This window comes from Pandoraea sp. XY-2 (assembly GCF_004193915.1).
GTDB lineage: Bacteria > Pseudomonadota > Gammaproteobacteria > Burkholderiales > Burkholderiaceae > Pandoraea > Pandoraea cepalis.
The window spans coordinates 2,312,393-2,327,183 of record NZ_CP030849.1 but is presented as its reverse complement, the minus strand read 5'-3'; the positions used below and the strand labels follow the sequence as shown (position 1 = coordinate 2,327,183).

The following is a 14,791-nucleotide window of genomic DNA, read 5'->3' as shown; positions in this document are numbered from 1 at the left end:
GGGTGTCACCTATTTGCGACAGTTGCAGTCCGAAGAAAGAGTCTGGCAAAATGATAAACCTGTTTACTAATTGATCTTGCCGGGACGCCCCGAAGGCGACCCCGGCGCACCTTCCGATATGCCGAAAATCGATTGGTCTTCCCGTTTCGGCACGCTGGTACATGACGTCGCGCGCGTTCATTCGCGCTTGTTCGACCGGCGTGCCCGCGGCAACTTCGACCTCACGCGTGCGCAATGCCGCGTGCTGGTTATGTTGCATCGCTATGGGGTCCAGACACAGGCCGAGTTGGCCGAACGCATGGAGTTGACGCCAATGGCGCTGGTGAGACTGCTGGACCGGCTCAGGGACAAGGGGCTCGTGCGGCGCGAACGGGATCCGAACGACAAACGCGCGCAGCTGCTCTATCTGACGGAGGCCTCGGAGGCCAAGATCGACATGATCGTCGCATTCGCCAACGCGACCGAACGCGAAGCGCTGGCCGACCTCACGCCGGCTGAACGGACCGAACTGTCGCGCTTGCTGGGCAAGGTGCTGACGAATCTGACGCGCGCCGAAGCCGAATGCCCGTCACCGGGGCGTCGCGGCGAGGAGACAGCACCGGAGTGACCCGCCGGCGCGAGAGACAACGCGTGCGACGGATCGATGCGTCGTACCGCCATCACGATAACCATCACGATCCGGCAAAGGAATGACCGTGTCATCCCCCCAAACAGCTGACGATCCGGGCAAGCATCGCGCGCTCGTCAGCCTGTCCGTCATGCTCGCGACGGTGTTGCAGACACTCGACAGCACCATCGCCAACGTGGCACTCCCCCACATGCAGGGCAGTCTTTCCGCCTCGCAGGACTCCATCACCTGGGTATTGACGTCCTATATCGTGGCGGCCGCCATCGCCACGCCGCTTACCGGCACGCTCTGTGCGCGCTTCGGGCGCCGGCGCGTCTTCCTGTGGTCCGTCGCCGGCTTCACGATCGCCTCGGCCTTGTGCGGCATGGCGCATTCGCTCACGGAAATCGTGGCCGCACGGCTGTTCCAGGGAATTTGCGGCGCGGCGCTCGTGCCGCTGTCGCAGGCGACCATGCTCGACATCAACCCACCGCACAAGCACGGTTCGGCGATGGCGGTGTTCGGCATGGGCGTGATGGTCGGGCCGATTCTCGGCCCGTCGCTCGGCGGCTGGCTTACCGACAGCTACAACTGGCGCTGGGTGTTCTACATCAACCTGCCCATTGGGTTGATCGCGTTTCTCGGCATTGCCGCTTATCTAAAAGAGCCGCCGGCGCAGAAGGCCGGGAAATTCGATGTGCTCGGTTTCGTCACCCTCAGTCTGGCCATCGGCCTGCTGCAACTGCTGCTCGATCGCGGCGAACAGCAGGATTGGCTGAACGCCACCGAGATCTGGCTGGAGATGCTCGGCGCCATCATCTGCTTTGCGTACTTCGTCGTCCATACATGGACGGCCGGCGAGCATTCGTTCTTCGACCGCGCGTTGCTGCGCGACCGGAACTTCAACACGGGTGTCGTCTACATCTTCGTCGTCGGCATCATTCTTTACGCCACGCGCGCCCTGCTCCCGCCGATGCTGCAAAGTCTGTTCGGCTACCCCGCGATTCTCACCGGGCTGGTGACAGCCCCCTCCGGCGCAGGGACGATGGCCGCCATGCTGATCGTCGGACGCCTGGTCGGCAAGGTCGACGTTCGCTACCTACTGGGTTTCGGTTTCGCACTGACCGCCTATTCGCTGTATCTGATGGCCGGTTACTCGCTCACGCTGCAGCCGTCGGACATCGTCTGGCCGGGGGTCATTCAGGGCTTCGGTCTCGGCTTCGTCTTCGTGCCGCTCACCACGGTCACGTTTGCCACGCTCGCCGGCACGCTGCGCGCGGACGGCGCCGCCATCTACAGCCTGTCGCGCAACATCGGCAGCAGTATCGGTATCTCGGTCGTGCAGACGCTGCTCACCCAGAACACCCAGGTCAACCATGCGGTGCTCTCGGAGCGCATTACGCCGTTTGCACAAGGCGTGGAGGCTTACGTGCAGACGTACGGTGCCGCGGCGATGGCCGCTCTGAATGCGGAAGTCACGCGACAGGCGGCGATGATCGCTTACCTGGACGACTTCCGGCTCATGATGGCGCTCACGATCGCCGTCATGCCGCTGCTGCTCTTCATTCGGCTGAAAAAGCGCGCCCCCGGCGAGATCGACAAGCACGACGAGATCGTGCACGTGGCGGCCGACTGACGCGGCGTCAGCTCTCCTGGCGCCGCCGCGCCGACAACGCGCCGGCCGTCTGGATCACGAGGTCGGCGAAGCGCCGTTCGTCGCGTTCGGCGTTCCACCGCACGCGCGGCACGGCAATGTTGATCGCCCCAATGGCCCGGCCGTCCTGGTTCACCACGGCCGCCGCCGTCGAAATGTCGCCCATGAAGAATTCGTCTTCCGTGTGCGCATATCCCTGCTTGCGAATGCGCGCGAGCCGTTCCTTGATCTTGCGCGGCTGCGCCACGGTCGCCGGCGTGAACTGCACGAGATTCGTGCGCGCGAGAATGTCGTCGACCTCGGCATCGTCGAGCGTCGCCAGCAACGCCAGCCCGGGTGCCGTGCAATAGGCCGGCAGGCGCGAGCCAACGATGACATTCGCATTGAACACGCTGCGACTCACAATACGCAGCACGAACACAATGTCCGTGTCGAGCCGCACCGTCAGGTTCGTCGCCTCCTCGGTTTCCGCAGCGAGTTGCTGAAGATACGGAGCGGCGCGGCTCACGAGTTCGTTCGAGACGAGGTAGTGATAGGTGAAGTCCAGCAGCTTCGGCGAGAGTTCGTACTTCTTGCTCTGCGCGTCCTTGAGCAGATAGCCCAACGCCGAGAGCGTAAAGGTGAAGCGCTGCGCCGCGCTGATGTCCAGCCCCGTGGCCGCGGCGATTTCCGAAAGCGACAGATGGCGCTTCGACCCGTCGAACGCCGTCAGCACCTTCATCGCCTTCTCCACGGACTGCACGTAAAGCGTGGATTCGGTCGATGGGGCGGGAGCAGCAGCTATCTCGCTGGCGATTGCCGCTTTGGCGCGGGTGCGGGGTGTCTTGGTGGTGGCCACGATATCAAGGAAATGGGGCAGGCAGGGACGAATTATCTCATAAAAATAACAGTCTATCTTATACCGATAACGCCAGAATCACCGTCATCGTCACCGCGCCGGTGACGACCGCCCTGCCCTCACGGGTTACGTTGCCACCGTCACCTCCCACGCCTGCGAGGTATCGCGCGAGAGAAGATGCTTACGAATGCGCTCCGAAGGCGTCGTTTCGAAACCTTCGGTGGCGCGATAGTAACGCGGCCGCTGGTAGCTGGCGAGTTTGTCGGCGGCCCATTGCGCGAGTACCGTCCAGTCGAGTGCCTGGCCGTCGCGGAACTGGACGTAAAGCATCACATCCTGCTCTCCGATGTCGCTCGCCACGCCGATGGCGGCACAGGCCACCACCGCCGGATGTCGCGCAAACACACGCTCGATTTCCCAGGCCGACACGTTCTCGCCGCGCACCCGCATGCTGTCCGTGCGCCGGCCGATGAAGACCAGGCTGCCGTCGGGGCCACGTCGTGCACTGTCGCCCGTGAAAAGCTTGCCGTCGCGCAACGCCTTCGACGTGGCTTCCGGATTATCGAGATAGCCCGGCAGGAAGACGCCTTCCACGTCGCTCGACAGCACGATCTCACCGGGTTCGCCGTCGGGCACGGGCTGTCCCGCGTCGTCGAGCAACGCCAGCGTCAGCCACGGCAGGGCGTGACCGATGGCACCCGGCACATCCGCGTCGTTGAGGGTGGCGAAGCTCGAACACTCCGTCATCCCGTAGCATTCGCGCAACTCGCATTGCAGCCGCTCTCGTGTGGCTTGCCAGGTGCTCGCCGACACGCCCGCGCCCCACGCCACGCGCAACGAGTTCTGCGCCGGCTGGGCCTCGCGCGGCAGTTGCATGAGGATGTCGAGGATGCCGCCGAGATAGTGCAGATGCGTGGCCTGCGCAGCGGTGCATTGCTGCCAGAAGCGGCTGGCCGAGAATCGCTCCACCACGTGCATCTCGACATCGGCGAGAAAGGGCAGCAGCAGCATCTGGGCACCGCCGATATGGCACAGCGGCTCCCACAGAAACAGCCGGTCGCCGTCGTGTGCGTCGGCCACGCGCAGCGCCGCCTCACTGGCGACGCGCATCATGCGGTGCGTGAACAGTACCCCCTTGGGCGCGCCGGTGGTGCCCGACGTGTAGATGATGCACAGCACCGACGCGGGCGTGAGCTCCGCCGCCGCCGGCGCGCTACCCATGTACGCGGCGGCCTGGGTCATGACGTCCGCGAGCCAGTGACGCACGACGCGCGTCCCGTGGTGCCCCGGCTGCTGTGCCGCGAGGGTGACACCGGCGTCGAGCACGTCGGCGAAGGCCGGTTCGGCAATGAGCAGCGTCGGCTTGGCGTGGCCGAGCAGGTATTCGATACCGTCGCCCTTCAGGCGCGTGTTGACGGGCACCCACACCAGACCGGAAAGCATGAGCGCATAGATCAACGCCACCTGCGCCGCACTGTTACCCAGCATCACTGCCACGCGGTCGCCCGGCACGAGGCCTTGCGCGGCAAGCCAGCCCTGCATGGCACCCACGCGCGCGGCCATCTGGGCCCGGTCGATGGCTTCACCCTCGAACACGACGACCGGCTTGGCCGACGTGCCGTGGAGCCCGGCCAAGAGCAGCGGTACGACATCGAGCCGGTCGCCCTCGGCCCGCTGGGGAAAGTACTTCGTATAAGGATGCACGGAAGAAAGCGTCTGCGCATTCACCGGCGCGACTCGGGCAACGTTGGACATAGACATACGGAGTTCCGCAGATATCAATAGCGCTTGCGTTTAAAGATCGACGATAGCCAGACGATGAACACCATCAGAAACACCAGCGAGGTCGCCACGGCAGCCAGCGTCGGCGTGACGGCCAACTGGATGTCGTCCCACATCTGCTTGGGTAGCGTGGTGTTGATGCCGCCAGACACGAAGATGGCGATGGTCAGGTCGTCGAACGACACGATGAAGGCAAACAGGAATGCCGACCCCAGGCTCGCCGCGAGCAACGGCAGCAGCACGGTGCGCACCCGGGTAAAGGCCGATGCGCCGAGCATCTTGGCGGCATCGTCGAGCCGCCAGTCGAAGCGCTTGAAGCTCGCCGAAAGCGTGACCACGACATAGGGAATCGCAAGCACCGTGTGGCCGATGACGAGACCGGCATTGGTGCCTGCGAGCCCCCAGCGCGCAAACAAATACAGCAAGCCGACGGCGACCACGATGCGCGGCACGATCAACGGCGCGATGAACATGGCGAACAGCGGCTTGCGCCACCGCGAGGGCAGCCGCACGAGCGCCAGGCTGGCGCCGAAACCGAGGATGAGGGCGAGCGTCGCCGTGGCGAAGCCCACGCCGAGCGAGCGCAGCAACGCCGCCTGCCACACGCTCGACTCGATGAACGCCACAAACCATTTCACTGTGAAGAGTTGCGGGGGAAACGCCACGAACGACTGCTTGGTAAACGCCAGCGGCACCACGAACGCAATCGGCAACACCAGGGCAAACACGACCGCCCCCGTGTACGCCTTGAGACCGAAGCCGCCCCCCGCCCGCGGGCGTCCGCCCGAGAGCGACACCTTGCCCGCGAGCCGCCCAATGGCGATGAGCATGGGCAACATGCGCCCACCGGTCCCCGCTCGGCGTTCCGGCGCTTCGCCGGCGAGCGACGACAGCCCTACGACGCGGTCGTAGACGAAGAACACGACAATCGAGCACAGCAACAGCACGCTCGAGAGCGCGCCGGCAAAGCGCAGGTCGAACAGATCGAGTACCGACGAGATGACGAGCTGCGCCACCATCGATTCACGCGGTGAGCCGAGCAGTGCGGGCACGATGAAAAAGCCCAGGCTCGTGATGAAGACCAGCAACCCGGCCGCCGCCGCGCCCGCCCCGGACAGCGGCAGGAAAACGGTGAAGAAGCCCGTCGTGCGGTCGGCCCCGAGCGTTTGCGCCGCCTGCACCAGTTGCATGTTGATGCCGCGCATGATCGGCAACATCGTCATGACAGCGAGGGGCAGCATCGCGTGCACCATGCCGATCAGCACACCGGTGAGCGACGGCGCAAGCGTGCCCGCGCTATCGATCAGCCCGAGATGCGTGGCCACGACCGTGAGCAGACCGGTCTTCGAGAGCAGCAACATCCACGCATACGTCTTGACGAGATAGCTGGTCCAGAACGGCAGTACGATCCACAGCAACCAGCGCTCACGCGAGCGCGCCGACAGCCGCGCGAGCAGATACGCCACCGGATAACCGAGCAGGACCGAAAGCCCGGCGGTAAGAAACGCAATCCAGAACGTCGAAGCCAGCACTTTGATGTACACGGCCGAGTGCGTCATGCGGGCAAACTGGGCGACGGACAGCACACCGTCGGCATCGTAGAGGCCGCCCTGCAGAATCTCGACGACCGGCACGATGAAGAACACCACGAGGAACAGCAACGCGGGCAAGGCCGGCAACCACCGAGCCACCTGTCGCGGCCAGGCAATACGAGGCCCCGCCTGAGGTAGGCGTTGAACAAGCCACATGACAAAAACTCCTGAAGCGGATGACGAGGGCGTTGACGAAATGTGCTCAGCGCGTGAGCAGCGTCGCACGGCCGTGATCCCACGCCAGTCCGACGCGCTCACCGACACGCGGCGTCAGGTCGCGCGGGCAGCGCACGGTGAAGTCGGCCCCTTGCGCCCCATCGTTCCCCTGCCCCAGCGAGACAATGGCGCGCGTATCCGAGCCCACGAAAACGACCTGGCGAATCGTGCCGGCGAGCGCCCCCTCTTCGGGCGACGTCAGACGCGCGGCCTCCGGACGCACCAGCAGACTGGCCTCTCCCGCCGCGGGCAAGTCGGGACTCGGGCCGATCGGTACCCACCGCTCGCCCACACGTAGCGCAACACGGCCATCGTCCATGCGCTCGACCACGCCGTCGAGCAAATTGGAATGGCCGAGGAAATCCGCCGCGAAGCGCGTTGCCGGGCGGTCATACAACTGTGTCGGCGTACCGATCTGCTCGATGCGCGCCTGATTCATCAGGCAAATACGGTCGGACAGCGTGAGCGCCTCATCCTGATCGTGCGTGACGTAGATGAACGTCGCGCCCAACTCCTGGTGCAGACGCCGGATTTCCAGTTGCATGTGCTCACGCAATTTCTTGTCGAGCGCGCCGAGCGGTTCGTCGAGCAAGATGATCGAGGGACGGAACGCGAAGCAACGGGCAAGCGCAATGCGCTGCTGCTGCCCACCCGACAACTCCGACGGCAGTCGCTGCGCGAACGCTTGCATCTTGACCATCGCGAGCGCGGCGTCGACGGCCGGCGCCAGCTCGGCGCGCGGCAGCTTGCGCATGCGCAAGCCGTACGCCACGTTGTCCCAGACCGTCATGTGCGGAAAGAGCGCGTAGCTCTGGAACACCATCCCGATGCCGCGCTTGCCGGGGGCTTGGTGGGTGGCATCGCGCCCGTCGATGAGCAGTTGCCCGGCGCTCGGCTCGACCAGCCCCGAAATCATCTGCAACAGCGTGGTCTTGCCCGAGCCGGACGGCCCGAGCAAGGTCAGAAATTCTCCCGCCGCAACCCGCAGGTCGGTCGGCAGGAGCGCGGGGTCTCGCGATACGTCTTGGCAAGACCGATGGTTTCCAGTTTGGTACTCATAGTCGTCTCTTCCTGCTTCGCGGTACCTGACGGCTTACGACAACAGCCATGCGTTGAAACGCTCGGTGGCCTTCGTGCGGTTCTCGGCCCACCACTGCGGGCTTGGCAAACGCATGCCCTTCAAATTGGCCGGGGCCGTGGGCATCAACGGGGCGCGATCCTTAGGGATCGCGTCGAACGCCTTAAGGTTCGTCGGACCGTACGCAAGGTCCTGGGTAATCAACGCCTGGCGTGACGGGTCGCCGCAGAACCGAACGAACTGCCGTGCAAATTCGGCACGCGGCGTGCCCTTCGGAATGCCCCACCCTTCAATCGAATACAGCCCCTGGTTCCAGACGATCTTCACCGGCGCCTTGTTGTCGATGGCGGCCTGCGCGCGACCGTTCCACGTCGACATCATGTCGACGTCGCCGTTCTGGATCGCTTGCATGGCCTGCGCGCCGGACGTCCACCAAAGATCGATGTGCGGCTTGATCTTGTCGAGCGACTTGAAGGCGCGGTCGAGATCGAGCGGGTAGAGCTTGTCGATCGACACACCGTCGGCCATGAGCGCCTGCTCGAGCGTGTCGAGCGGGCTGCGGCGCAGCGAGCGGCGTCCCGGAAAGCGCTTCACGTCCCAGAAGTCCGCCCACGTCTGCGGCGCGTCTTTCGGGAATTTGTCGGTGCGGTAGGCCAGTACGGTCGAATACACGTCGACCCCCAGCCAGTCGGGCGTCACCGCCTCGGGCATGATGCCGGGGAAGTCGGCGACCTTCATGCCGATGGGCTCGAGAAAGCCCTTCGACTCCAGATACGGAATGTCGGCTGAGAGCGTGAGCGTCGTCACATCCCACACGAAGTTCTTCGTCTGCACCATCGCGGCGAACTGCGCCACCGGCTGCGAATCGCGCGCCACGCTCACCACCTTGATGCCAGTGGCTTTCTCGAACGGATCGTAGAACGCGCGGCGGTACGCCGTCGTGTACGGGCCGCCCGGATCGGAGACGATCAATTGGCGTGCCTGGGCATACGCCGTGCGCGATGCGGCCAACGGCAAAGCGCCTGCCAGCGCGGCGGTGCCGGCCATCTGCAGCAGGCGGCGACGGGACGGGTTTTGCGGGTCGTGCGAATGTGACATTAGAAACTCCGCTAACGTGTGGACAGACGCGGTGCGCATGCCCTGTCATGGTTGCCGCCCGGCAATGCTGAGCACAATGCCGAGCGGCGCGACGTGATTGAACAGTGGACGGAAGCGCTCAGGCCTTCGCTGTCTCGGCCTTGGCCGCGCGCTTGGCAAAGAACGCCGCCATCATGCGTGCCGGCTCGCCCGATTCATACGACTCGCGTTGAATGCGCATGCCGGCGGCGATGGCGTCCTGGAACGTCCCTTCGGTCATCTCGCGAAAGCGCTGCTTGTCCAGGCGCATGGCCACCGGCGGCTTTTCGGCCAGCTCGGAGGCGATCTCCAGGGCCTTCTCGAACACCTTCTCCTCCGGTACAAGGTGATGAATCAAGCCGAGGCGGTGGCACTCGTCAGCTTCCATCAGACGGCCGGTGAGCGTGAGTTCGATGGTGCGCGACAGGCCGAGCATGTGATTCATGATCCACGGGCCGGTCGTGCTGGCGATCCCGGCGTTGATCTCCGGCTGCCCCATGCGCACACCTGGATGGCCGACGCGAATGTCGCCAAGCAGCGACACCTGGAAGGCCGAACCCGCTGCCGTACCGTTCAGCGCCATGACAAGCGGTTTCTTCAGGCTGCGAATCACGTCGTAATAGTGCTCCCAGCCCTTGATCCATTCGATGGCGGTGTCACCGTCGAAATGCTTTGCCTCGGCCAGATCCTGCCCCGCGGAGAAGGCGCGCCCCGCCCCGGTCATGATTACGGCGGCCACGCTGTCGTCGGCATTGAACCGCTCGAGCGCATCGATGATCAGTTCGCGCATGGCGATGGTCCAGGCGTTGAGCGCCTGCGGGCGGTTCAACGTGATCACCGCGACACGGCCGACCTGCGTGAAAAGAACTTCCTGCTCCGATTGCTTTGCTGTCTCGCTCATTTGAACTCCAAGGGCACGCCACGCGTGTCATCACGCGGGCATTGAGATGACGATCATGCGACGAACGCATTTCTCACTAAACAGTTATCTCAGTGCAATAACTGTTATCTGAGAGAAATATAGTTATTTCAAAAAGATGGCGCAAGTCGAATCGCTTCGGGGTTTACCTCAGGGGGTTGCACCTCAGGAGCGCGGGGCGAAAAAAAACGGGCAGCCCGTGAGGACTGCCCGTCTTGCTGGCGTTGGCGTTGGCGCCGATGCGCCGTGTCACTGGCTCAGCGAGCCCCCTTTTGCTTGCGAATGCGCCGGATGGCCTGCAATTGCGCTACGGCTTCCGTCAGCTCCGCTTGCGCCTTGGCGTAATCGATATTGCTCGCATGGGTTTCGAGCACCGCCTTGGCCTCCTCGCGCGCGCGCTCGGCGCGGGCTTCATCGAGACTCTCGGCGCGGATCGCGGTGTCGGCCAGAATCGTCACCCGATTCGGCTGAATCTCGACGAAGCCGCCCGCAATGTAAAGAAACGTATCGGTGCCGTCACTCGCCTCGATCCTCACCGTGCCGGGACGCACGCCCGTGAGCAGCGGCGTGTGCCCGGGGAGCACGCCCAATTCGCCCGCTGTGCCGGGCACCGCGACGAAACGGGCCTCGCCCGAAAATATCGCCCGCTCGGTGCTCACCACGTCGACCTTGAGTAATGCCATGCCTTTCACTTCTCCCTGCGATGCCGCGGACATCGCCTAAATCGATTCGCTTTTCACGTTGCGTTGCGTGCGCGTCGCGCCAAGATATCGGTCGCCACGCATGGGTATCGCTTTCCTCTGGGGATGACGTTGTACAGACACATCAGGTGGGCTCATAAGGGGGCTGGGAGACGGAATGGCATGCCCGCCATCGGCATGTGCTGAGGGAATGCCACACGTTAGCTGCTGATTCATGCTAACCGCATTGCGCTTGGCGAGGCAAGCTTGAGCGCTAAGCGCGCCAATGAGGCTGAAAGGCTGGGGGTGCGGGGCCGGCGCGGGTGCAATGCGCAGCGTGCGACGCGCGACCCGGCGCGCACAATGCATCGGATACCGATCAACTCAGCGGGGAATGCGGCATGCGCATTGCCCGGATCGCACCGGGTATGTATGGGTGTCCCGCGACGCGGCCGGTCGACCGCGATGGGGCAGATGGGGCACACGCACCCGATGGGGTTAGAAATGCAGGCCGAAGTATTCAGGTGCGCCGGCGAAGAGTTGTGTGCTCGATGCAGGATTGGACAGCGCACGATGCCAGACGGTTTGATACAGGCCCGTCAGCCCGGCGTGAGGTCCGGTGACCATGCCGTCGTCGGATCGCGTCACCCCGGCATTCCCCAGCATGCCGCCGAGTGTGCCGCCGCTCACGACAATCGGATCCGACGCCCAGACGCCTGCATCCGTGAACACATCGTGCCACGGGGCTGGCGCGACACCGACGAGTGCCGGCGGAGGGGCGCCCGGCGGTGCGAAGTCGGGCGCTCGGGCCGCACGCTTCATGCGTGCGGCCCGCGACAGCCGGACGCCATGCCGGGTGTGTGCGGCCGTGGTCTTCTTGCTTGCCGATGCCCCCGCGTGACGCAGGGAGCCCGACGGATTCGCGGCATGTGCCGATGCCGGTATCCAGAAGCAACACAGCCACGCCAGCGCCAGCATGGCGCCCATGAGGCGAAAGCGCGACTTCATCATGACATCCTCGTCCACATCGTCTTCTGTCTGCGGTCAATCCCGCCTGTCCCGAGCGATTCAGAGCAACTTTCGGACCACGAGCCACAACCCATTGATTCTTGGACACTTCCATTTCCGTGACATGCGCGTTGCCGCGGCGATACCCACGAATTGTTTCATTTCAGAAACATCGAATGGCTACGCGTGACACGTCCGCGTGCGATCGGCGCCGGCGATGCGACAATCGCCGACTCGGGCCTCGGATGGCTCTGAAATCGTAGTGGCCCGCCGACGTCCCGAGCCGGTCTCTGGCACAATCGCTCATCGCCAGAAGCCGAGGTCGTCGACACACTGCGCGCACTTGCGCTGCCACGGTTCGACGCGCGGCACGACCAACAGGAGTCAGCAATGTCCCAGTTCGATGTGGATCTTTTCGTGATCGGTGCCGGTTCGGGCGGCGTGCGCGCAGCACGCGTCGCGGCGCAATACGGCGCCCGTGTGAAAGTCGCGGAGGAGTTTCGCGTCGGCGGCACCTGCGTCATTCGCGGTTGTGTGCCGAAGAAGTTGCTCGTCTATGCGAGCCGTTTCGCCGATGAGTTCGAAGATGCCGCTGGTTTCGGCTGGCAAGTACCCTCCCCCACGTTCGACTGGAAAACGCTTATTGCACGCAAGGACAGCGAAATCGCGCGGCTCGAAGGCATCTATCGAGCCAACCTCGAACGCGCGGGCGCCGAACTCGTCGAGGCGCGGGCCGTGGTCGAAGGTCCGCACACGGTCGTGCTGCCCGCCACGGGCGAGCGCATCACGGCGCGGCACATCCTGATCGCCACCGGGGGAAAACCGGCGGACCAGCCGCACTTCATTGGCCGCGAACATGCGATTTCGTCGAACGAAGTGTTCCACCTTGAATCCCTGCCCGAGCGCATCACGATCATCGGCGGCGGCTACATCGCGCTGGAGTTCGCGGGCGTGTTTGCCGGACTCGGCTCGAAGGTCACACTCGTGCATCGCGGCCCGCATTTGCTGCGCGGCTTCGACGACGACGTTCGCACCGCGCTCGAAGCCGCGTACCGCGACCGCGGTATCGAAATCCTGCTCGAGCGCACGGTGGCACGCGTCGACAAAGCGCCGAGCCAATTGCGCGTGACGATGTCCGACGGCAGCACGCACGACACCAATGTGCTGCTCAGCGCAGCCGGACGCGTGCCTTACACGCAAGGTCTCGGCCTGGCCGCGAGCGGTGTGGCGCTCAATGAAAAGGGCGCGGTGATCGTCGATGAGTTCTCGCGCACCAACGTGCCGTCGATCTTTGCCGTGGGCGACGTCACCGACCGCGTCAACCTCACGCCGATGGCGATTCGCGAAGGACAGGCGTTCGCCGACACGGTGTTCGGGGAACGCACGACACGCGTCGATCACAAGCGCATTCCGACGGCCGTGTTCAGCACGCCCGAGATCGGTGTGGTGGGTCTCACCGAGAGCGAAGCGCGCGCCGATTATGCACAGCTTCAGGTGTACAAAGCGTCGTTCCGGCCCCTCAAGGCAACGCTGTCGGGCCGTCAGGAAAGGGTGCTGATGAAACTGCTCGTTGACGGCGCCACCGACAAGATCGTCGGCGCCCACATGGTAGGCGATCACGCCGGCGAACAGGTGCAGTTGCTCGGCGTGGCCCTGACAATGGGCGCCACGAAGGCCGACTTCGACCGCACGCTGGCGGTACATCCGACCGCCGCCGAGGAATGGGTGACCATGCGAACGCCGGTTGCGTAATTCGCCGGCGCGTCGCGTAAGTTGTCCAGGTCGCGGAGGCGCGCGACGGCCCGTCGTGCGTATCAGAGGCTCTGGTACCACACGCCGACGATGGCAATCGGCGTGAGCACGAGCAATAGCGCTCGCCAAACAGGCACGAACCATTGCGCTCGCGTGCCATCGAGTACGGTGCGCGCCGTTGGCCAAATCCGTACGCCGACGAAGCATGCCACGCACAACCCGCCCGCAGGCATCAGCAGATTGACAGTCACATAGTCCATCAGCTCGAAAATCGTACGGTCGAAAACACGCATGTCCGACCACACACCGAACGACAACGCGGCGGGGGCACCGAAGGCGAACGTGGCCACCAGCACCGCCGCCACGGCCGGTCCACGGCGCCATTGATATTCGTCGATGAGAAATGCGACGACCGGCTCGAACAGCGAAACGGCGGACGTGAGCGCTGCAAACAGGAGCAGCAGGAAGAATGCGATCGCCACGAGATGGCCGAATGGCATCTGCGCGAAAATTGCGGGCATCGTGATGAAGGTCAGACCAGGCCCAGCGTTGGGTGCCACGCCGAACGCGAACACCGCCGGCAGAATCATCAGCCCGGCGAGGCAGCAGGCCAGCGTCGCAAGCGTCGCCACCCAAACGGCCGAGCCGGCCAGGCGTGCGTCTTTGGGCAGATAGGAGCCGTAGACCACGATCATGCCCGCGCCGAGCGACAACGAGAAGAACGCCAAACCCAGCGCTTCGAGCAGCGTGGCACCGGATATGACTGAAAAGTCCGGCGTCAGGAACCAGGCAACACCGGCCATCGCGCCCGGCAGGGTGAGGGCGCGCGCGATGACCAGCAGCATCAGCAGGAACAACGCGGGCATGAGCCACTTGCCTGCCCGTTCGATGCCCTTTTGCACGCCCGCGGCAACGATGACGGTTGTCAGCCCAAGAAAGGCCCCCATGCTGGTCAGCGACGCGACCGGATCCGCGATGAACGCCGAGAACTCGCCCACCAGACGCTCGGTGTCATTGGCCAGCACCGTGCCGGTCATCGCCCGGACGAGATACGCCACCGTCCAGCCACCCACGACGACGTAAAACGACAGAATCGCGAACGCGTTGAATGTCGCAATGCGTCCGACCCAGGCCCAGCGGCGCCCGCCCAATTCACGCAGCGCCGTTGTGATCGATTTGCCCGTCAACCGGCCGATCGCCATTTCGGCAAGCAGCAGCGCGACACCAAGCGTCAGCACGCAGCCCAGATAGACCGCAAGGAACGCGCCACCGCCGTGCTTGCCCACCACGTAGGGGAATTTCCATACCGCGCCAAGTCCCACGGCAGAACCGGCCACCGCGAGAATAAAGCCCAGCCGCGATCCCCAGGTGGCGCGGCCGACGACGGCGAGCGCGTCGGGGGTCGCGCACGCCGAGGCGACGGGCGGTGCTACGGGCGTATCAGGCAAATGGGACACGGGTCTTCTCCGGAAACGGCCGTGCACGCCGCGTCGACCGGGGGCGACAGCAGCGCATCACGACACTTGTATGGAATGGCGTCAGGCAGATT

At 64.5% G+C, this 14,791-nt stretch carries 11 protein-coding genes and 1 pseudogene; 3 read left to right on the top strand and 9 right to left on the bottom strand.

Going from position 1 to position 14,791, the window contains the following annotated elements; all coding sequences use genetic code 11:
* Window positions 1-118 precede the first annotated feature (118 nt).
* A complete protein-coding gene (locus DRB87_RS10630; RefSeq protein WP_130025876.1) occupies window positions 119-607 on the top strand; it encodes a MarR family winged helix-turn-helix transcriptional regulator in 489 nt (162 codons plus the stop codon).
* A gap of 82 nt (window positions 608-689) precedes the next feature.
* Entirely contained in the window at window positions 690-2,243 is a 1,554-nt protein-coding gene (locus tag DRB87_RS10625) for an MDR family MFS transporter (RefSeq protein WP_130025875.1), read from the top strand.
* A gap of 7 nt (window positions 2,244-2,250) precedes the next feature.
* On the opposite strand, the gene DRB87_RS10620 is transcribed toward DRB87_RS10625, so the two are convergent.
* The 8 genes and pseudogenes from DRB87_RS10620 to DRB87_RS10585 all read right to left on the bottom strand — a co-directional run bounded on the left by DRB87_RS10620 (window position 2,251) and on the right by DRB87_RS10585 (window position 11,508).
* Window positions 2,251-3,057 (bottom strand): IclR family transcriptional regulator, encoded by an 807-nt coding sequence (locus DRB87_RS10620; RefSeq protein ID WP_240756298.1) that lies wholly within the window; start codon window positions 3,055-3,057, stop codon window positions 2,251-2,253.
* A 168-nt stretch (window positions 3,058-3,225) separates the two neighbouring features.
* Complete coding sequence (locus DRB87_RS10615; protein ID WP_130025874.1) at window positions 3,226-4,860, bottom strand: AMP-binding protein; 1,635 nt, start codon at window positions 4,858-4,860, stop codon at window positions 3,226-3,228.
* Between the two features lie 17 nt (window positions 4,861-4,877).
* On the bottom strand, window positions 4,878-6,629 hold the full coding sequence (locus DRB87_RS10610) for an ABC transporter permease subunit (protein WP_130025873.1): 1,752 nt from the start codon (window positions 6,627-6,629) through the stop codon (window positions 4,878-4,880).
* A gap of 46 nt (window positions 6,630-6,675) precedes the next feature.
* Window positions 6,676-7,748 (bottom strand): annotated as a pseudogene (locus DRB87_RS10605) (ABC transporter ATP-binding protein).
* A gap of 34 nt (window positions 7,749-7,782) precedes the next feature.
* Window positions 7,783-8,865, bottom strand: a complete 1,083-nt coding sequence (locus DRB87_RS10600; RefSeq protein ID WP_130025872.1) for an ABC transporter substrate-binding protein — start codon at window positions 8,863-8,865, stop codon at window positions 7,783-7,785.
* A 118-nt stretch (window positions 8,866-8,983) separates the two neighbouring features.
* Window positions 8,984-9,784, bottom strand: coding sequence for an enoyl-CoA hydratase/isomerase family protein (locus DRB87_RS10595; protein ID WP_130025871.1), 801 nt, complete (start codon window positions 9,782-9,784; stop codon window positions 8,984-8,986).
* Window positions 9,785-10,059: 275 nt separating this feature from the next.
* Window positions 10,060-10,485 carry a F0F1 ATP synthase subunit epsilon gene (locus DRB87_RS10590; RefSeq protein WP_130025870.1) on the bottom strand — a complete coding sequence of 142 codons (426 nt, stop codon included), beginning with the start codon at window positions 10,483-10,485 and terminating at the stop codon, window positions 10,060-10,062.
* A 495-nt stretch (window positions 10,486-10,980) separates the two neighbouring features.
* Window positions 10,981-11,508 (bottom strand): hypothetical protein, encoded by a 528-nt coding sequence (locus tag DRB87_RS10585; protein ID WP_165385278.1) that lies wholly within the window; start codon window positions 11,506-11,508, stop codon window positions 10,981-10,983.
* A gap of 372 nt (window positions 11,509-11,880) precedes the next feature.
* Here DRB87_RS10585 and gor point away from each other — a divergent pair, with 372 nt between their 5' ends.
* Window positions 11,881-13,242: a glutathione-disulfide reductase gene (gene gor, locus DRB87_RS10580; protein WP_130025868.1), complete on the top strand. Its 1,362-nt coding sequence runs from the start codon at window positions 11,881-11,883 to the stop codon at window positions 13,240-13,242.
* A 62-nt stretch (window positions 13,243-13,304) separates the two neighbouring features.
* On the opposite strand, the gene DRB87_RS10575 is transcribed toward gor, so the two are convergent.
* A complete protein-coding gene (locus DRB87_RS10575) occupies window positions 13,305-14,699 on the bottom strand; it encodes a sodium-dependent transporter (RefSeq protein ID WP_240756250.1) in 1,395 nt (464 codons plus the stop codon).
* Between the last annotated feature and the right edge of the window lie 92 nt (window positions 14,700-14,791).